General features: G+C 36.1%; 15 protein-coding genes. 13 read left to right on the top strand and 2 right to left on the bottom strand.

Annotation, left to right across the window (positions count from 1 at the left end; all coding sequences use genetic code 11):
• Positions 1-18: 18 nt before the first annotated feature.
• From EsVE80_RS07100 to pheT, 5 genes are all read left to right on the top strand, one after another.
• Positions 19-3,555, top strand: a complete 3,537-nt coding sequence (locus tag EsVE80_RS07100) for a PD-(D/E)XK nuclease family protein (RefSeq protein WP_173103098.1) — start codon at positions 19-21, stop codon at positions 3,553-3,555.
• The gene (gene addA, locus EsVE80_RS07095; RefSeq protein ID WP_173103097.1) at positions 3,548-7,228 is read left to right on the top strand and encodes a helicase-exonuclease AddAB subunit AddA; all 3,681 of its coding nucleotides are present in this window, start codon (positions 3,548-3,550) and stop codon (positions 7,226-7,228) included. Before EsVE80_RS07100 ends, addA begins: the two co-directional genes overlap by 8 nt.
• Before the next feature lie 60 nt (positions 7,229-7,288).
• Positions 7,289-7,612 carry a winged helix-turn-helix transcriptional regulator gene (locus EsVE80_RS07090; protein WP_173103096.1) on the top strand — a complete coding sequence of 108 codons (324 nt, stop codon included), beginning with the start codon at positions 7,289-7,291 and terminating at the stop codon, positions 7,610-7,612.
• 359 nt (positions 7,613-7,971) lie between these two features.
• Entirely contained in the window at positions 7,972-9,015 is a 1,044-nt protein-coding gene (gene pheS, locus EsVE80_RS07085) for a phenylalanine--tRNA ligase subunit alpha (protein ID WP_173103095.1), read from the top strand.
• Positions 9,016-9,021: 6 nt separating this feature from the next.
• Positions 9,022-11,439: a phenylalanine--tRNA ligase subunit beta gene (gene pheT / locus EsVE80_RS07080; protein ID WP_173103094.1), complete on the top strand. Its 2,418-nt coding sequence runs from the start codon at positions 9,022-9,024 to the stop codon at positions 11,437-11,439.
• Positions 11,440-11,584: 145 nt separating this feature from the next.
• Here the strand turns inward: pheT and EsVE80_RS07075 are convergent, their stop codons facing one another.
• Together EsVE80_RS07075 and trpS are read right to left on the bottom strand one after the other, a co-directional pair.
• On the bottom strand, positions 11,585-12,253 hold the full coding sequence (locus tag EsVE80_RS07075) for a YoaK family protein (RefSeq protein WP_173103093.1): 669 nt from the start codon (positions 12,251-12,253) through the stop codon (positions 11,585-11,587).
• A gap of 183 nt (positions 12,254-12,436) precedes the next feature.
• The gene (trpS, locus tag EsVE80_RS07070) at positions 12,437-13,447 is read right to left on the bottom strand and encodes a tryptophan--tRNA ligase (RefSeq protein ID WP_173103092.1); all 1,011 of its coding nucleotides are present in this window, start codon (positions 13,445-13,447) and stop codon (positions 12,437-12,439) included.
• Between the two features lie 339 nt (positions 13,448-13,786).
• On the opposite strand from trpS, the gene EsVE80_RS07065 reads away from it, so the two are divergent.
• The 8 genes from EsVE80_RS07065 (at position 13,787) to cbpB (ending at position 20,305) form a co-directional block, all read left to right on the top strand.
• A complete protein-coding gene (locus EsVE80_RS07065; RefSeq protein ID WP_269474232.1) occupies positions 13,787-14,524 on the top strand; it encodes an amino acid ABC transporter ATP-binding protein in 738 nt (245 codons plus the stop codon).
• 66 nt (positions 14,525-14,590) lie between these two features.
• On the top strand, positions 14,591-15,397 hold the full coding sequence (locus EsVE80_RS07060; protein ID WP_173103091.1) for a transporter substrate-binding domain-containing protein: 807 nt from the start codon (positions 14,591-14,593) through the stop codon (positions 15,395-15,397).
• 12 nt (positions 15,398-15,409) lie between these two features.
• Positions 15,410-16,057: an amino acid ABC transporter permease gene (locus EsVE80_RS07055; RefSeq protein ID WP_173103090.1), complete on the top strand. Its 648-nt coding sequence runs from the start codon at positions 15,410-15,412 to the stop codon at positions 16,055-16,057.
• Positions 16,058-16,071: 14 nt separating this feature from the next.
• Positions 16,072-16,728: an amino acid ABC transporter permease gene (locus EsVE80_RS07050; protein ID WP_173103089.1), complete on the top strand. Its 657-nt coding sequence runs from the start codon at positions 16,072-16,074 to the stop codon at positions 16,726-16,728.
• A 252-nt stretch (positions 16,729-16,980) separates the two neighbouring features.
• On the top strand, positions 16,981-17,793 hold the full coding sequence (gene racE / locus EsVE80_RS07045; RefSeq protein ID WP_173103088.1) for a glutamate racemase: 813 nt from the start codon (positions 16,981-16,983) through the stop codon (positions 17,791-17,793).
• A 4-nt stretch (positions 17,794-17,797) separates the two neighbouring features.
• Entirely contained in the window at positions 17,798-19,150 is a 1,353-nt protein-coding gene (gene rph / locus EsVE80_RS07040; protein WP_173103087.1) for a ribonuclease PH, read from the top strand.
• A 45-nt stretch (positions 19,151-19,195) separates the two neighbouring features.
• Entirely contained in the window at positions 19,196-19,708 is a 513-nt protein-coding gene (locus EsVE80_RS07035) for a metallophosphoesterase (RefSeq protein WP_173103086.1), read from the top strand.
• A gap of 99 nt (positions 19,709-19,807) precedes the next feature.
• Positions 19,808-20,305, top strand: coding sequence for a cyclic-di-AMP-binding protein CbpB (gene cbpB / locus EsVE80_RS07030; protein ID WP_173104149.1), 498 nt, complete (start codon positions 19,808-19,810; stop codon positions 20,303-20,305).
• Positions 20,306-20,367: the final 62 nt, after the last annotated feature.

The raw sequence follows: 20,367 nt of genomic DNA, 5'->3' as shown, positions 1-20,367 counted from the left end.
CAAGAAAGGAAGTTTGACATGACTTTACAATTTCTAATTGGCAATGGTGCTTTAGATCATCGCCAATCGTATATAAAAAAAGCCCAAGAATGGTTGAATCAAGATACAGAAAACCAAGTCTTTTTCTTGGTGCCTAACTACAATAAGTTTGAACAAGAACAAGAGATTCTAAAAGCGTTGAAACCAGAAGATACGACTTCTTTTTCAACAATTCGTGCTCAAGTTTTTAGTTTTTACCGCTTAGCTTGGTTTTATCTGCAAAAAACGGGACAATTAGCCAACCAAACACTTTCAGAGGCTGGTAGTCTGATGCTGTTGCAAAAAGTATTGGAAGAAAGTAAAGAAGATTTATTACTGTATCGTGGTGAAGTTGAAAAATTAGGTTTTTCGACTAAGTTATTAGGGTTATATCAAGAATTAAAAGTAGGTAATCTCACACCAGAAGATTTGGTTACCACTTTGTCTGGGGTGGAAGCAAATGCGGATCAGCGTTTGAAATTTGCCGAATTAAGTTTAGTTTTGTCACAATATGAAGCAGAATTAATAAAGCGTGAATTACAGGTAGTAGATCCCTTAGCTTTGTTGACGGCTTATTTAAATGGTGAAAATAGTAGCAGCCTTTTTGGTCCGCCTGATTTAAGTAAAACGTTATTTATTGCTACTGATTTTCAAACACTTTATGCTCAAGAACGCTGCTTATTAACAACACTCGCTAAAAATGGTCATGTTTTATTAGATTTAGTATTAGATAAGGCGTACGTAGAAAATCCACCGGAGTCTTTAGATTTATTCCATGATACCGGAAAGATTTATTATCAGCTTTTACAAACTGCCCGTGAAAATGGGACAAAAATTTTAATTGATTTAAAAGCTGCACCGTCAAAGGAAGATACTTTGCAGGAAGCAGTAGAAAGTTTTTGGCGTAAAACCCAAAACGGAGGTGATGGCGCTACTTTTGCTTTGCCAAAAGAAAGTATTCATCTTTGGCAAGCATTAAAACCGACCGATGAAGTTAACCGTGTGGCCACTGAAATCCGAAAGCTGGTTGCTAGTGGACAATATCGCTATCAAGATATTCAAATCCTAACCAATGATCTAGAAACATATGGACATTTGATTGCACCAGTTTTTAATGAATTAGCCATTCCTTTTTATTTGGATCAGCAGATTTCCATGGCGCAGCATCCCTTAGTAGAATTTTTACAGGCGCTATTTGCTCTAGGTGAGTATCATTATCGTTTAAGTGATATTATGCGACTTTTAAAAACAGAACTGTTTATTCCGGATTATTTTTTTGAAGAGCAAAATGACGGCTTGCAAACTTATCGCAATATTGTAGATCAGACGGAAAATATTGCTTTAAAATTCAATTTTCAAGGGAGTTTTTGGACGCGTAAAGAAGATTGGCAAATCATTCAATATGATTTTGAAAATACAGAACAAGAAGATGCTGACGAATTGACGCGACAAAGCAATCGACTACGGAGGGCTTTTGCCGCTAAAATTGCAGAATTTTTGCAACGTTTACAAAAAAGTAAAACAGCAAAAGAAGCTGTCGAAAAACTGTATCAGTTTTTAATAGCGATTAAAGTAGATGAGCGAATTAAAGATTGGCGTGAAAAAGATATTGCAGCTGGCAACTTGGAACTGGGGCGCAATCATGAACAAACATGGTCAGCTTTGATGGCGCTCATGGATGATTATGTTGAAATTTACGGAGAAGATCCTTTTAATTTAGCGAATTTTAGCTTACTTTTTACCACGGGACTGGATAGTACTTTTTATGGGAAAGTTCCTTCTGCTATTGATCAGATTCAGTTAAACCAGCTAGATTTAGCTCGGATTGGCCAAGCAAAAATTACTTTTGCTATTGGTTTAAACGATAAGAATTTTCCTACTCTGGTTTCAGATGACAGTCTATTAACGGTAGAAGACAGAGAGATTTTAAATACTCGTTTAACAAGTGAAAAACAACTACGAGATCTTAGGACAGAAAGCGTGGCCAAAGCACCTTTTGTTGCGTACAAAGTCTTTTTATCCGCTTGCGATGAACTATTCTTAAGTTATGCTACCAATCATGATACGGAACAAAATTTACGTATATCGCCGTATTTGCAACGTTTTGTTGCGCAAGGTGACTTAAAGGTTATAGCGTTAGAAGAATTAACTTTAGTAAGTGAACCGGAAAATTTTGTCTCGACTTATCGTAATTTGGTTGGGCAATTGAATTTATTATATCGTCTTGCTAAAGATGAAAAGGTGGAGTTAAGCTCAAAATGGCGGACTTTGGAAAATATATTGCTTAGCTCATCTTATAAAAAATTAGCACGGCGCGCTTTTGAAAGTCGCAATCACATTAATGTTCCGGTAACATTACCAAAAGATGTGGCAGAAAAGCTTTATGGTAAAGACTTATACTCTTCAATTTCTCAAATGGAAAGTTTTTATCAGTGTAGTTACCGTTATTTTGCCAATTACGGATTACGGTTGAAAGAGCGGGAATTATTTGGCTTAGACGCTCTTACAACAGGGACGCTGTTCCATGACGCATTGGATTTATTTTTGCAAGCTGTTTTTGCAAAACAGAAGTTATTAGTAGAGTTGGATGAAAAAGAAGCACAACAATTAATCGACACTGTTTTACAACAGATTTTTGCTGAGCCTCGATTTATGATTTTACAGAGTTCTGCCCGAATGCATTATTTACGTTACCGTTTAGGCAAGACAATAAAAAAAGTAATCTGGGCGTTGCATAAACAAAGTCAGCGGACCAAAATGACCCCGTTAGCAACGGAAATTATATTTGGTCAATTAGCTGGAACTAATGGGATTAAAGGCATTGAAGCTTCTTTATCAACAGGCGGAAAATTGGCAGTGCGAGGGAAAATTGATCGTTTGGATACAGCACAATCCAATGATCATACCTGGCTTGGGGTTATTGATTACAAATCGGGTACAAAAGACTTCAATTTAACAGATGCTTACTTTGGCTTAGCAATGCAATTGCTGACTTATTTAGATGTGGCATTGGTAAATGCGGCTGAATTAGTAGGTACACGTGATGTGAAAGCTGCGGGTGCTTACTATATGCGAATTCATGATCCGGTACTAAAAGCAGAAGAAGCGAGCTTGGCTGAAGTATTGAAGGCATATAAATATAAGGGGATTTTCGCAGAAGACAGTGAATTATATCCACTTTTGGATAATACCTTAGATATAAAGGAACGTTCCACTATTTATCCAATTTTAAGTAATAAAGACGGTATCTTGACTAAAGAAAGTAATTCAACAGCTTTTTATCAAGCAGAAGAGTTGGAATTATTACGACAACATAACCGCAATTTAATGAAAAATGCCGCTGAAAATATTGTGACAGGTGAAATTACTTTGAATCCTTATAAAAAAAATAATGGTGAAAAAGCATGTAATTTTTGTCCTTTTCGCAGTCTATGTGGTTTTGATGTGATGCTTACGCAAAATGATTATCATGAAATTCCTAATTTATCAAAATCAAAAATTTTAGAAGATATTAAGGAGGAAAACGGCGATGCCTAGAACAAATTCAGTAATTCCAGTTAGACCGGAAAATGAACGCTTTACAGACCGTCAATGGCAAGCCGTTTTTGACGGTGGAGATAATTTATTGGTTTCTGCTTCAGCAGGATCTGGTAAAACAACTGTCTTAGTTCGACGTGTGATTGAAAAATTGAAAAGTGGTGCGGATATTGATCGTCTACTTATTGTTACGTTTACCGAAGCTGCCGCAAGTGAAATGAAAGAACGAATTGAAAAAGCGCTTCGACAAAGTATTAATCAAGAAAATAATAATCAGTTGCGGGCTCATTATGTAAAGCAATTAGTGTTATTACCGCAAGCGAATATTTCAACACTTCATGCGTTTTGTATGACAGTGATCAAACGTTTCTACTATTTGATTGATTTAGATCCAGTTTTTCGCCTTTTAAGTGACGAAACCGAAAAATTACTGTTACAAGAAGAAGTTTGGTCGCAGTTAAGAGAAGCATACTATGCCAATGACGACGAGGACTTCTTTAAATTGACGGAAAACTTTGGTAGTGATCGTTCAGATGAAGGCTTGACAGATTTAGTCATGCGCTTGTATCAATTTTCCTGTGCAGCACCAGATCCTACTTGTTGGTTAGATGATTTACCACAAAATTACCAAGCAGCTGAAGGATTTCAAGAGACTGCATTATATCAAACTGGAATAAAACCTACTGTATTGGCAGAATTAGAATTGGCAGTAGAAAATTACGAGCAAGCCATTGTTATTTGTCAAAATGAAGAAAAGTTTGTCAAAGATGTTGAATTGTTAAAAGGACAGTTAGGTCAGGTTAAGCAGCTACAAGAGGCACTCTTAGCAGATGATATGACAGCCCTGTTTGCACAAATTGAAGGATTAGATTTGAAAACGAATATTCGGAAAAAAAGAGGAGAACTTGCAGATCTTTCTCTGCATGTCAAAGAACTTCAAAAAACTGCAAAAGATAGTGTCACTCAAGTGGTCTCCTATTTTCCTTACCCTGAAGAGATTATAAATGAGCTGTTGGCAAAATCTTATGAATTGGTATTAAAAATGAGTGAGGTGACAAAAGCCTTTAGCCGCGCTTATACACAAAAAAAATTGGCCAAAGGCGTATTAGACTTTAATGATTTAGAACATTACACATTGGCAATTTTACAAGTTGTAGATAGTCCTGCAACAGCTTATTACAAAGCTAAGTTTTCTGAAGTAATGGTGGATGAATATCAAGATATCAATCGTTTGCAAGAAGCAATTTTAAGTTATGTGCGAGACAATACAGAAAATGCTGGCAATATGTTTATGGTAGGTGACGTTAAGCAATCGATCTATGCTTTTCGTTTGGCAGACCCCACCTTATTTATTGAAAAATATAATGATTATGGCGATGAAAAAAATGGGCGTAGAATTGTCCTAGCAGAAAATTTCCGGTCGCGTAAAGAAGTCTTGGATTTCACCAATTTGGTTTTTGAACAATTAATGGATGAACAAGTAGGTCAAATTAATTATGATGAAGCGGCAGCACTGACTCCAGGCTTTCCTAATTTTCCCGCAAGCGATGCATTTCACACAGAATTACTCTTATTTGAAAAAGGGACAAAAGATGCTGTTAAGCATTTTGAGACACGCCAAGCTGGTGAAATTCAACTAACTGCTCTAAAAATAAAAGAATTAATCTTTCAATCCTTTAAAATTTATGATAAAGACAAAAAAAAGATGCGTCCATTGGAATACGGAGATATTGTATTACTTACGCCAACTAAGGGAAACAATCAAGTTATTGTTGATACTTTTTATGATTTGGGGATCCCTTTGGAAATTACCGATGCAGAAAGTTATTTTCAAACTACCGAAATTCAAACAATCATTAGTTTATTAAAAATTATTGATAATCCTTATAATGATATTCCACTGGCTTCTGTACTTCGTTCGCCAATTGTGGGGCTATTAGAAGATGAGTTAGCACAAATTCGTTTGCAAAATAAAAATGGCTTTTACTATGAAGCTTTAATTGCTTATGGCAATTATGGTGAAAAAGAACAATTGAAAGAAAAAATCAAAGTCTTTTTAACTCAGCTAAAAAGTTGGCGCGCTTTTTCAAAACGAAACGCTTTACCAGATTTAATCTGGCGCCTTTATGAGGAGTCAGCTTATTTAGATTATTGTTTAGGTTTACCAAATGGTATTCAGCGTCATGCAAATTTAATTGCTTTAGTAGAACGAGCGAAAAACTACGAGAAAAGTAATTTTCGGGGCTTATATCAATTCATTAGTTTAATTGAGAAAATGCAAGAAAAAGATTTGGACTTGGCAGAACCTGCGACAAAATCAGTAGAAAATGCCGTTCGGGTCATGACAATCCATGGCAGTAAGGGGTTAGAGTTTCCGATTGTCTTTTTATTAGATATGGCACGCGATATTAATCGCTTAGATTTTAACCGCAATTATATTTTTGAAGAGCAGTTGGGGGCAGGAATTAAATATGTTGACCAACAAAGACAAGTAAGTTATGAAACTATGCCTTATCAAGGAATTAAGCAAGTCCGTTTAAATAAAGCATTTTCAGAAGAAATGCGAAAACTTTATGTCGCTGTAACCCGGGCTGAACAAAAGCTGTACTTAGTTGGTTCTTATGAAAATAAAGAAACAGCTTTACAGTCTTGGCAAATGGCCCTAACGCAGGAAAAACGTGTGTTAAATCCGGCTTTACGCTTAAAAGGGAGTCATGTTTTACTGAATTGGGTGGGCATGACTTTGATGCGACATCCAGATATGGAAGCTGTTTTTAGTGAAGCAAAAGATCGCAGCTACACAGTAAACAGTCCAGCTCATTTTACAATTCACTGGTTTAATCAAGAAGAGGTTAAAAATTGGCGGGAAAATTATGCAGGTAGTGTACTTTCTCCGTTAGAGCAGACAAGTAAAGAAAGTATGGAGCCAGATTTAACAGTGGTCAAAGAACGTCTGGATTTTATTTATCCCTATGAAAAAGCAACACAGACAACTAGTTATCAATCTGTAACAGAGATTAAGCGAGTTTTCGAAGATCCTGATAATACACAAGAAAATCGTTTGGACTGGCAAAGCAACCTGGAAAAACAAACTACTATCAATCGTTATACAGCTGAAAACTTGACAACACCAAGGTTTATATCAGAAACCAAAACGGATGCTGCCAGTGTCGGAACAGCCACACATACGGTTTTACAACTTTTAGATTTAAAAGAAGCCCCTACTGAAGCTAAATTAGAACAATTTATTGCAAAACTTGTAGCTGAGAAGATATTAACGACAGAGCTTGCAGGAGAAGTAAGTGTGCCAGACATTCTTTGGTTTTTTGAAACTCCCCTTGGTCAAAAGTTGATTGCGCAGCATGAAAAGTTGCATCGTGAAGAACCTTTTGCGATGCTGCAAAAAACAACGGCAATTTTTAATGATTATGATAATAAAGATGATGAATTATTGATTCATGGTATTATTGATGGTTATATTTTAACTGATGAAATTTTGCTTTATGATTTTAAAACAGATCATCTTTGGGAAGGAAATAAAGAACAGTTGGTAAAACGTTATCAAGGACAAATTAATCTTTATCGCAAAGCTTTGATGGAAACTTATGATTGTCCTGTTACTGAAGCTTATTTGGTTTTTTTAAAGGGACGTAAAATAATCTCACTTTTGTAATCTTTTGTGCTTACAAAATGTAAGAAGCGTGCTATAATGTGTCAAAAGAGGTGACCGAAGATGGAACAAGTTGTGGAAACAGAATTTTGTTTATGTCCGAAATTTGAAAAAGCTTTTTCAATTTTGGGGAAAAAATGGAACGGTTTGATTCTCGATGTGTTATTAGAAGATGGGTCCCAGCGTTTTGTTGATTTAGCAAATAAAATTCCAGAAGTAAGCGATCGTGTATTAGTGGAACGCTTGCGGGAACTAGATGCTGAAGGTATTGTAGTCAAAGAAGATAATTTGTATCAGTTGACAGCAAAAGGCCGCGATCTAGAAACAAGTTTGATTGCTGTTAAGGATTGGGGCAATAAATGGATCGATACTTCCGAATGCAGTTGATTTTCAGCCAAAAGTTTTGTACACTATATGCAATTGGATAAAAAGCAATGATGGAAACAAGTAATTTGGCTGATTCGGAAAAAGGGATACCTGTCGCTGACTGAAAGCAGGGACCGCAATCGAAAAATGAAATTCACTTCCTAGCTTGCTTAGTGAGAGCTAAGCCGGTTGTCTAGCAATCGTTATTAAAATTAAGTGCGTCATTTTTTGACGAATTAGGATGGTATCGCGAGACCTCGTTCCTTTAAGGAATGAGGTCTTTTTTTATTGTTAAAGCCAAAAGTTCAACAATCACATTTGTAACTATAAAATTTATCAATGTAAAAATAGTTGAACTTTTTAATTAAGGAGGAACAAGCATGTCTTTACAAGCCAAACTGGAATCATTGAAAAATGAAACCTTGGAAAAAATTGATAACGTCAGTGATTTACAGGCGTTAAATCAAATCCGAGTAGAAACATTGGGCAAAAAAGGTCCAATTACAGAAGTTTTACGCGGAATGAAAGATTTATCAATAGAAGAACGTCCAAAAGTTGGTAGTTTTGCAAATGAAATTCGTGACGAACTAACCCAAGCCATTGAAGCACGTAAACAATTATTGGAAGATGAAGCCTTGACTGTTGCTTTGGCAAAAGAAAGTATTGATGTAACATTACCAGGTCAACAAGTTCAAAAAGGAAACCGCCATGTTTTAACACAAATTATGGAAGAGATTGAAGACATCTTTATTGGTATGGGCTATCAAGTTGTAGAAGGTTATGAAGTTGAAAGTGATCACTATAACTTTGAACGAATGAATTTACCAAAAGAACATCCTGCCCGAGATATGCAAGATACATTTTATATTTCTGAAGATATTTTAATTAGGACCCACACTTCCCCTGTTCAAGCTCGAACAATGGAAAAACATGATTTTTCAAAAGGTCCATTGCGCATGATTTCACCGGGAAAAGTTTTCCGTCGCGATACTGATGATGCTACTCACAGTCATCAATTTCATCAAATTGAAGGTTTAGTTGTTGATAAACATGTGACGATGGGGGATTTAAAAGGTACTTTGGAAGTAATGATGCAAAAAATGTTTGGGGAAGATCGCAAAATACGTTTACGCCCAAGTTATTTTCCTTTTACAGAACCTTCTGTTGAAGTAGATGTTAGCTGTTTTAAATGCGACGGTGCTGGCTGTAATGTGTGCAAATACACTGGCTGGATTGAAATTCTAGGTGCAGGTATGGTGCATCCTAATGTCTTGAAAATGTCTGGAATTGATCCAGAAGAATATTCGGGCTTTGCTTTTGGGATTGGACCAGACCGCGTGGCAATGTTACGTTATGGCGTTAATGATATTCGGAACTTCTATCAAAATGATTTGCGGTTTTTAAGTCAATTCAAAGGAGAGTAAAAATTTATGTTAGTTTCTTATAAATGGTTAAATGAATATTTAGACCTTTCTCAAATTTCTCCCAAAGAATTAGGAGATAAAATGTCTGTAACCGGCATTGAAGTAGAAGGTATTGAGGTCCCAGCAGAAGGATTAAAGAAAATTGTCGTAGGAAAAGTAGAAAAATGCATTCCTCATCCTAATTCAGATCACTTGTCTATTTGTCAGGTGGACATTGGTGAAGAAGAGTTGTCTCAAATTGTTTGTGGGGCACCAAATGTCAAAGAAGGAATTAAAGTGATTGTTGCACTACCAGGGGCCCGAATTGACGGCAATGTGAAAATCAAAAAAGGGAAAATGCGTGGCGAAGTTTCAAATGGGATGATTTGTTCTTTACAAGAACTAGGAATTTCTGAAAATGTAATTCCTAAAGAATTTGCAGATGGTATTTATTATCTGCCGCAAGATGCTGTTGTAGGAGAATCGGTTTTTCCATATTTGGATTTAGATGATAGCATCATTGAATTATCTATTACGCCAAATCGCGCAGATGCTTTATCCATGCGAGGAGTAGCCTATGAAGTGGGGGCTATTTATAATCAAAAACCTCAATTTGAAAATGAAGATTTAGTTGAAAGTAATACTGCTGCAAGTGACAAAATAAAAGTTCGCGTCACCGATGAAAAGGATGCACCAGCTTATCAAATTCGGATTATTGAAAATGTGAAAATAGCACCATCTCCACAATGGTTGCAAAATCGCTTGATGAATGAAGGTATTCGGCCAATTAATAATGTTGTTGATGTTACCAACTACATTTTATTATTATTCGGGCAACCCTTGCATGCTTTTGACTATGCTAAATTAGGTAGTCAAGAAATTTTGGTTCGTCGCGCTAATGAAGAAGAAACTCTTGTTACTTTAGATGGTGAAAAACGAAAGTTAACCCAAGAAAATATTGTGATTACAAACGGAACAAAACCAGTAGCTTTAGCGGGAGTAATGGGTGGTTTAGATTCTGAAATTACAGCAGAGACTACCACAGTAGCACTAGAAGCTGCTTTGTTTGATCCATTGTCAATTCGCCTAACATCAAAACAGTTTAATTTACGCAGTGAATCTTCTGCTCGTTTTGAAAAAGGAATTAACAAAGGGGATATCACTAAAGCATGTGACGCAGCGGCTGCATTAATAGCTAAACTTGCTGGAGGAACAGTTTTAAATGGCAGTGTTATTGGTTCAACAATACCAGTAAAAGACGCAGTAGTAGAAATTAGCTTGGCAAAAATTAATCGTGCATTAGGAACGAATCTAAGTGTTCCAGAAGTTGGCGAAGTTTTTGACGCATTACAATTCTCTTATATAGAAAGTGATGAACGTTTTACTGTGACAATTCCGCCACGACGTTGGGATATTCACATTGAGGCAGATATCATTGAAGAAGTCGCACGGATTTATGGCTACGATAAAATTCCAAGTACCTTGCCAAGTGGACAGACTGTCGCTGGAGCTTTAACTAAAGAACAATTAAAAACGCGAGAAGTACGCAACGTTTTAGAAGGTGCTGGTGTAACAGAGGCGATTAGTTATGCCTTGACAACAGAAGAAAAATCACGTCAATTTATGATGCGTCAAAGTAATATTACCCGTTTAGATTGGCCCATGACCGAAGACCGTGCTGTTCTACGAATGAACTTAATTAGTGGCTTGTTAGATGATGTTGCCTACAATGTTGCGCGTAAGAATGAACGGATTGCGTTATATGAAATTGGACGTGTTTTTTATCAAGATACCGATCCATTGAAAAATTTGCCGGTAGAAGAAAATCACGTTGCCTTTGCATTATCTGGTTTGTGGCAAACAAAAGATTGGCATAAATCTGGGGAGAAAGTTGATTTCTTTTTAGCAAAAGGAATTGTCGAAACATTACTCGCTACTTTTGGAGTCAAAGACGTTTCCTTTGAAAAAACTACAGCGATGAAAGAAATGCATCCAGGCCAAACTGCTGAAATTTACCTTGGTTCAGAGAAGATTGGCTTTGTTGGTCAAATACACCCGACAGTTGCCAAAACATATGATATTGGGGCAACCTTTGTAGCTGAGTTGAATTTAGTTGCGTTGTTAGCTGCTGAAAAGGCACCACTTGTTTATCAACCAATTTCTAAATTCCCGACAGTCACTCGTGATATTGCGATGGTAGTAAAAGAAGCAATTGCTAACCAAGACGTTGTGGCGGCGATTAAGACAGCTGCAGGTAAGTTTTTAGAGGAAGTTACATTATTTGATGTTTATCAAGGCACCAATATTAAAGAGGGGTATAAATCATTAGCTTATAGCTTAACTTTTGTAAACACAGAAGCAACTTTAACGGATGAAGAAATTAACAAAGCGATGGAAAAAGTTACGAAAAACTTGACTGAGAAGTTAGCCGCAGAATTACGTTAATTTAGTCCGAAAATTGCAGTAAATTAAAGAAATGATTACTTATCTTTAAAAACTAAAAGCCATTGCTGCTATTACGAGCAATGGCTTTTAATTTCTAAAAATTACACTTGCTTTCATTCGTTAGATAAAATTAAGTAAGGGTATATTAATTCTTTTTTGTATGGAGGATAAACAGAGAAATTGTCAAAAAAACCGCGGATAGAACAATTGTTGCTGTATGAAAAATATTACCAAAAAAACTTGTTAGTACCGCACCGAAAATAAAACTTAAAATAACAATAGCAGTGTCTGTAAATTTAGTTCGTGCTTTTATGTCGTAGTGAACAAAAGCATCCCACGCCTTTTCTCCTAAAGTACGTAAGTTTCCTGTCATCATTAAAGAGGTAAAGGGTTCACCATGGAACTTGCGAAATTCTTGTAACTGGGCTGCTGCGACAAAAGACAGTAGTGCACTTGCTAGTTTATGGGAAATGTAAGGGGATAAAAGAGCAGTTGTTAGCATCAAAGAAATTTCAATGGTCAACACTATTTTTTTTCGTCTGCGCAAATAAGGTTCATCTGTTAGCTGACGCTGTAAAAAACGCGTGGCAACACTACCGATAAAAAAGGCACCAATTGGTATGATAAATCGAAGTGCAGTCCTAAAATTGCCACATCCCAAATTTAAACCAAGCAAAATAAAATTCCCAGTTTGCAAACCAGCAAAAACTTCACCATGAAAAAGATAGGTGTAGGCGTCTAATCCGCCAGTTGATGCGGCCAAAAAAACTCCAATAGTTAAGCGTTCATGCAAGGGATAATCTGTATCCTTCAATTTTATCACCTCGTAATCTTTACTGCTTTAATTTAATCTCACTAAAGACATTTGACAACTGATTTGTCTTTGAAAACACAGCAAAATTAAATTTGAGATTGCTAAAGAAAAAAAGCCATACTTTTTGACCAGAGAAGATATTTCTGCGTGACAAAAAGTACAGCTTACAAGTTAAATTTTATGTTAATTAAAATAAGCGATGCCCATAGCTTTTTTTACTTCAGCCAGTGTTTGGGCGGCAACTGCTTCTGCTTGTTTAGAACCTTTATTTAAAATTTCCATAATCGCAGAAGGATCTTTTGCCAATTCTTCACGACGGGTGCGGATTGGGGCAAATTCAGCTTCCAAAACATCAATCAAATAGCGTTTGATTTTAACATCGCCTAACCCTCCATGACGATAGTGTTCCTTTAATTCAGTAATGTACTTTTTATCTGTACCAAAGACATCTAAATAAGTAAAAACCATGTTCCCTTCAACTTGGCCAGGATCTTCCACGTGAATGTGATTAGGATCTGTATACATACTCATGACCTTTTTTTTGACTACATCAGCAGAATCTGCGATATAAATACCGTTACCTAAAGATTTACTCATTTTACCATTCCCGTCAATTCCTGGTAAACGTCCCATTCCTTTGGGTGGTAACACTGCTTTTGGTTCAACTAAAACAGGACGATACGTATTGTTAAAGCTGTGGACAATTTCTTGTGTTTGCTCCAACATGGGTTTTTGATCTTCTCCAACAGGAACCAGATTCGCTTTAAAAGCCGTAATGTCAGCTGCTTGAGAAACTGGGTAAATGAAAAATCCTGTTGGCACACCTTCTCCAAAGTTTTTTTGTTCAATTTCGCTTTTAACAGTTGGATTGCGGCGAACGCGACCGACTGAAACGAGATTTAAAAAGTACATCGTCAATTCTGCCAATTGTGGGATTTGCGATTGAATAAAGAGGGTTGATTTATTTGGATTTAAGCCAACTGCCAAATAATCCAGGGCAACTTCTAAAACATTAGAAGATACTTTTTCCGGATTTTTAGCGTTATCCGTTAAGGCTTGCATGTCTGCAATCATAATGTAAAGGTCATTATTTGAATCTGCCTGCATTTCTACTCTTTTTTTTAGCGAACCGACATAATGACCTAAATGTAGTCGTCCTGTGGGGCGATCCCCTGTTAAAATGGTATTTTTCAAAAATCGTCACCTTTTTCTAATTTCTATTCTCACATATGTCAGTGTACCTTTTTTTAAACTTTCCGGCAACTGACAAAAAAGCAAATAACTGGAAATTGATGCTTAAAACTGGGAAAATGAGGAGCGGTCAAACGAATAGAGTCTTTATCTTAGAAAGCGCACACAAGTAACATTTTGATGTTAAAAAAACTGCCAAGTTACGTTAATATTATTGTCAGAAAAATTAGTCAATTCTATTTTTTTTTGCAAAAAAACTTTACAAACGTTTTTTAATTTGCTTATAATACTACTTAAACTAAAAGATCAATAAATTTTAAACTTAAAACAGGAGTGACGCCAATGTCTATGATCGAATTTCAAAACGTAGAAAAATACTACGGTAAATTCCATGCGCTAAAAAATATTAATTTAAATTTCGAAAAAGGGGAAGTAGTCGTAGTAATCGGACCGTCTGGATCCGGTAAAAGTACGATGTTACGCTGTATCAATGGTTTGGAAAGCATTTCTTCCGGTCATTTATTAATTAATGATCAGGATCTTTACAGTAAAAATATCAAATTAACGGAGATTAGAAAAAACATTGGGATGGTGTTTCAGCACTTTAACTTATATCCTAATAAAACAGTGTTAGAAAATATTACATTGGCTCCAATTAAAGTTTTGAAACAAAATGAACAGGATGCAATTGCTTTAGCAGAGCGTTTGTTAGATCGTGTAGGCATGCTAGACAAAAAAGATTCTTATCCTTCTATGCTATCTGGCGGTCAACAACAACGGGTTGCTATTGCTCGCGGTCTAGCGATGCAACCACAAATGCTTTTGTTTGATGAACCAACTTCAGCATTAGATCCTGAAATGATTGGAGATGTTTTAAACGTAATGAAAAAGATTGCCAAAGACGGTATGTCCATGATTGTAGTTACTCATGAAATGGGTTTTGCCAAAGAGGTGGCTGACCGTGTTGTCTTTATGGCTGACGGAGAAGTGGTAGAAGAAAGTCGGGATGTGGAGAATTTCTTTAACAATCCACAGACAGATCGGGCAAAACAATTTATTAGTAAAGTAATTAATCATTAAGAAAGTAATAATCATTAAGCTTGTTCTTGGCTTTGTTTTGCAATTGTAAGGATCGGAGGAAAGTGAATGAAAAAAATCTTTTCATTTGTATTTGGTTTTGCAACGGTGCTGTTTTTACTAAGTGGTTGTGGTAAAAGCGTTGCAGACCAAGATATTTCAAAAGTTAGTAAAGAAAACAATCAAATCATTTGGGGCGTAAAATACGATACCCGTTTGTTTGGCATGATGGATGTCACAACTAATGATGTAAAAGGTTTTGATATTGATATTGCGCGGGCCATTACAGAAAAAATTCTTGGTCGTGATGGGAATGCAATTTTTGTTGAAGTAACTTCTAAGACGCGAATTCCATTGTTAAAAAACGGAAATATCGATGCCATAATTGCGACTATGACCATTACAGAAGAGAGAAAAAAACAAGTGAATTTTTCACAAGTTTATTTTGATGCTGGTCAGTCACTGTTAGTACCAAAGGATAGTAAAATTACCGATGTTGATAGTTTAACAGGAAATGATACTGTTCTGGCCGTTAAAGGATCAACTTCTGCAGTCAATATTCGGCAACATGCACCAGATGCTAAGATTTTAGAGTTGGAAAATTATGCTGAAGCTTTTACTGCTTTACAGTCTGGCCAAGGAGATGCTATGACGACTGATAATGCAATTTTATTAGGAATGGCTTCAGAGAATAAAAACTATAAATTGACCGGAAGTACGTTTACACAAGAGCCATATGGTATTGCCATTAATAAAGGGCAAGATAACTTTTTAAAAGAAGTAAATAAAGCCTTAGATGAAATGCACCAAGATGGTACGTATGATGAAATATATAATAAATGGTTCCCAAATGATAATACTGGGAAAGTAAAATAAAGGAGGCCAGTTATGCTGACATTATTTCAAGAATACAGTGGTATGTTTTTTGAAGGGTTCAAATTTACAATCTATTCCAGTATAATTGCCCTTTTCTTTAGCTTAATTATTGGTACATTAATGGCAATTTTACAATTGTCTAGTAACCGGTTAATAAAGTTTTTGGCACAGGCGTATGTTGAATTTTTCCGTAACATTCCCTTATTAATTATTGCAATGTTTTTCTTTGTTGTAGTTCCTTTATACTGGGTGCAAATTGACGGATTTCAAGCTGGAACTATCGGTCTAATTATTTATACATCAGCTTTTATCGCAGAAACAGTGCGTTCTGGAATTCAAACTGTGCCAAAAGGACAGACAGAAGCAGGACTTTCGCAAGGACTGACTTATAGTCAAACAATGCGTTACATTGTGCTACCGCAAGCATTTAAGATTGTGGTGCCGCCATTAGGAAATCAGTTTATCAATTTAGTAAAAAACTCTTCTGTCTTAGCCATGGTTGCTGGTCTTGATTTAATGTATCAAGGCGACTTAATTGCTAGTACGACGTTTAATACTTTTGACACTTATATTATTGTTGCTTTGTTTTATTTGGTTTTAACATTGCCACTTTCTTATTTGATGAATCATTTAGAGAAAAAATGGGCCATAACTGGCTAGAAAGGAGCGGTTAAATGAACTTTTTTGATGCATTTTCTTTTGTTAATATGCGTTTTTTGATGGATGGTTTACGAGTGACTGTCGAGGTTTCAGTGCTATCAATTATTTTTAGTTTTATCATCGGTGGTTTTATCGGCGTTATTCGTTTTAGTAATATTCCCTTTCTATCTAAAATTTTAGGTGTAGTTGTTGATATTATTCGAAATTTACCACTATTACTAATAATTTTCTTCACGTATTTTGCTTTACCACAAATTGGTATCTGCTTTGATATTTTCTGGTCAGCAGTGGTGGCATTGAGTATTTTTGAGTCTGCAATGCTTTCTGAAGTTTTTCGCGCGGGGTTGAATGCCGTACCAAAAGGTCAGATGGAAGCAGGGTTATCGACGGGATTAACATACGTGGAGACAATGCGCTCAATTGTTGTTCCTCAAGCTTTTAAATCAATGATTCCAGCAATTGTCAGCCAGTTAATTTCGTTAATTAAAGATACTTCGCTTGCTGTGATTATTTCGTTACCGGAACTAACACACAATGCAAAGATTATTTATGGTCAAAATGAAAATTATGTTTTACCAATGTTTTTAGCTATGACAATCGCTTATTTCATTGTCTGTTATGCTTTGTCTTTAGTTTCTAAATATTTGGAAACAAGACAATATAATTATTAAATCTTAAAATCCAGTGGCCTTTTCTTAGAGTTAATCTTTGCTAATTCAAGAAAAAGCTACTGGATTTTTCTTGAATTAGCAAAGTCAATTCAGAATGATTTTATAAAGACCGCTAATTTTTCTCTTTACCAACCAATGGATCAAAGGAGACGGGACTTGAAAAAAAACATAAAAAAAGGGAAAATAGAGACACTGAAATGAAATAAAACAAGTTTGGAACAATCAAGTTTCAAATTCTAAGGGATGAAGAATATGGGAAATAAGCGCGCAATCGGTCTGATTGATTCCGGTGTGGGCGGATTGACCGTTTTAAAAGAAGCATTAAAACAATTGCCAAATGAAAATTTGATTTATCTTGGTGACACGGCTCGTTGTCCTTATGGTCCCCGACCTGCAGAGCAAGTGATTGCGTTTACAAGACAGATGACACGATTTTTAATCCAAAAAGAGATTAAACTTTTAGTAATAGCTTGTAACACTGCGACAGCAGTTGCATTAGATATTATTCGTCAAGAAATCCAAATTCCAGTAGTCGGCGTTATTTTGCCAGGAACAAGAGCTGCTGTAAAAGCAACTAATAACTATAAAATTGGTGTAATCGGAACCGAAGGAACTATTAAAAGTGCTTCTTATCAAAAAGCACTTCAAAGCAAGACGCCCAATATAACTGTTCATAGTTTGGCTTGTCCTAAATTCGCCCCGTTGGTTGAAAGTAATCAGTTTTCTTCACCTGTGGCAAAAAAAGTAGTAGCCGAGACATTGTTGCCTTTACAATATAGTGGGATGGATACATTAATCTTAGGGTGCACCCACTATCCTTTATTGCGTCCAATTATTCAAAACATCGTAGGAAGTAATGTGCACTTAATTGATTCGGGCGCGGAAACAGTAGGGGAAGTTAGTGTTTTGTTGGACTACTTTGCAATAGCTAATAGTAGCGATAATAAAACGCCTAATTATGAGTTTTATACTACTGGTTCAACAAAAATGTTTGATGAAATTGCTAATGAATGGTTGAATGATATTTTTGTTCAATCAAAACATGTAGATTTGGAAGGGAATTAGAAGAATGAGACATGATGGTCGCCAAGTACAACAGATTCGTCCTGTAATAATTAAGACAAATGTATTTAAACATCCTGAAGGTTCGGTGGTTATTTCATTTGGAGATACGCAAGTAGTTTGTTCTGCTACAATTGAGGAACGCGTGCCACATTTTTTAAGAGATACTGGTAAGGGCTGGGTAAATGCAGAGTACAGTATGCTCCCTCGGGCGACACAGACTCGCAATCGGCGCGAAAGTGCCAAAGGAAAGTTATCTGGTCGAACGATGGAGATCCAACGTTTAATCGCACGCTCATTGCGAGCTGTTGTTGATTTAGAAAAATTGGGTGAAAGAAGTATTATTGTGGATTGTGATGTACTACAAGCTGATGGGGGAACTAGAACAGCCAGTATTACGGGGGCATTTGTTGCTTTGCGCTTGGCGATAAATAAACTCCTTCAGGCTAATGTGTTAACAGAAGACCCGATTAAAGAACATTTAGCGGCTATTAGTGTGGGCATTTTATCTGATGGGACGTGTGTAACAGACTTGGATTATGTTGAAGATTTTGAAGCGTCTGTTGACATGAATGTCGTTATGACAGAAAGTGGTCAATTTGTAGAGTTGCAAGGAACGGGAGAAGAAAGTACTTTTAATGGTGAAGAATTAAATGAAATGTTAGTTTATGCAAAACATGCCATTAACGACCTAATTGCTTTTCAAAAAGAAGCATTGTTGGGTAACGTAGCTTTAAAAGAAGTGATAATAAATGAGAATCCTAAAACAATTGTTATTGCTACTAAAAATCCTGGTAAGGCAAAAGAATTTGATGCTTTGTTTAGCGCGGCTGGTTACCAGGTTAAAACGTTATTGGACTACCCGGAAATTCCTGAAGTAGAAGAAACTGGACATACCTTTGAAGAAAATGCTCGTTTAAAAGCTGAAACGATTGCTCACCTTTTAAACCGACCAGTATTGGCAGATGATTCTGGTTTATCAGTCGATGCTTTAAACGGAATGCCTGGCGTGTATTCAGCGCGATTTGCTGGTGAAATGAAAAGCGATGCTGCCAATAACGCTAAATTACTTCATGAATTAACACATGTTCCAGATGAAGATCGTACTGCACATTTTCACTGCACATTGGTTTTTGCTGCTCCTGAAAAAAATAGTTTATCTGTCTCAGCAGATTGGCCGGGGCGGATAGGCAGAATTCCAAGAGGTGATGACGGTTTTGGCTATGATCCGCTATTTATTCCGCAAGGGATGGAAAAAACAGCGGCTGAATTAAGTCGTACTGAAAAAAATGCAATTAGTCATCGGGGACAAGCTATGAAAAAACTGCAAAAAGAGTGGCGTACATGGTTAGAAGCATAAAACGTCTTTTTAAAATTTTTAAAAAGAAAATAAAAGGAGTGGACTATGAAATATTTAGTAGTTAGTGATAATCATGGTGATCGGGAAATCTTAGTTGATATCTTAAACCATCGTCGTAACGAAGTGGATTATTTCTTTCATTGTGGCGATTCAGAATTACCGAGTAATGATGAATTGTTTCAAACTTATAATGTCGTTACAGGTAATTGTGATTTTGATCCTGGCTTCAAATCATATCTAGTGGTTAAAACGCCACAGGATATAATTTACATGACTCATGGACATTTATCGAATGTTCGTTTTGGTTTAACCCAAGTTTCGCTAGAAGCCAAAGAGAAACAAGCAGATATTTGTCTTTTTGGTCATACCCATCAAATTGGTTGTGAAGCGGTAAAAGGATGTTTGTATTTAAACCCAGGCAGTATCTCGCAGCCAAGAGGACCTATTCAAATTCAAAGCTATGCCATTATTGAAAGTACGACAGATAGCTGGGAGATACAGTATTACGATCGCACTCATATAGCAGTTAGCGAATTGAACTTCCGTTTCAAAAAATAATCTGTAAGATTTTCATAAGGCGAATGAGACAAGATGTTTCCCCTTACAATTTTTTTGTACAATAAGATTGTAGGTTGGGTGGAAATGGAGGCAATCAATTTGATAGGAACCACTGTCCAAGAACTTTTGTTAGAAAATCAAGATAATTTTTTAGTGCCAGCAGAAAACGTTGCATCATTGCTATATTCTAATCCTTTAGATCATGCATTATTAGTTTTATCAAAAGTAGGCTATTCGAAAATTCCGGTTTTAGATAAAGATGATCGATTTGTTGGCTTAATCGGTTTAAATGATATTGTTGGAAAAATGATTGATTTAAGAAAAATTGATACCGATAATTTGGCTGGATTAACAGTAGCAGATGTAATGGAAATTGGAGTAGATTATGCTAGAGATGATGCTGATTTGGAAGATATCTTACATCTATTGGTGAACAATGCTTTTTTACCAATTGTAAATAGCGAACGTATTTTTGTGGGGATAATTACCCGTAAAGAAGTATTGAAAGCGACTAATCATTTGGTTCATGAGCTTGAAAAGCGTTATAGTTTGGTTGAAAAAGCAGAAAAAAAGAAGGATAAACTCTTCGTTATTTAAAGACTAAGAATTCGTAACAAAGGCTCCGTCAACAATGTTGGCGGGGCCTTTGTCGTAAAAGA

This window comes from Enterococcus saigonensis (assembly GCF_011397115.1).
Lineage (GTDB): Bacteria > Bacillota > Bacilli > Lactobacillales > Enterococcaceae > Enterococcus_C > Enterococcus_C saigonensis.
The sequence above is the reverse complement of the archived record's forward strand: the minus strand, read 5'-3'. Positions and strand labels throughout refer to the sequence as shown.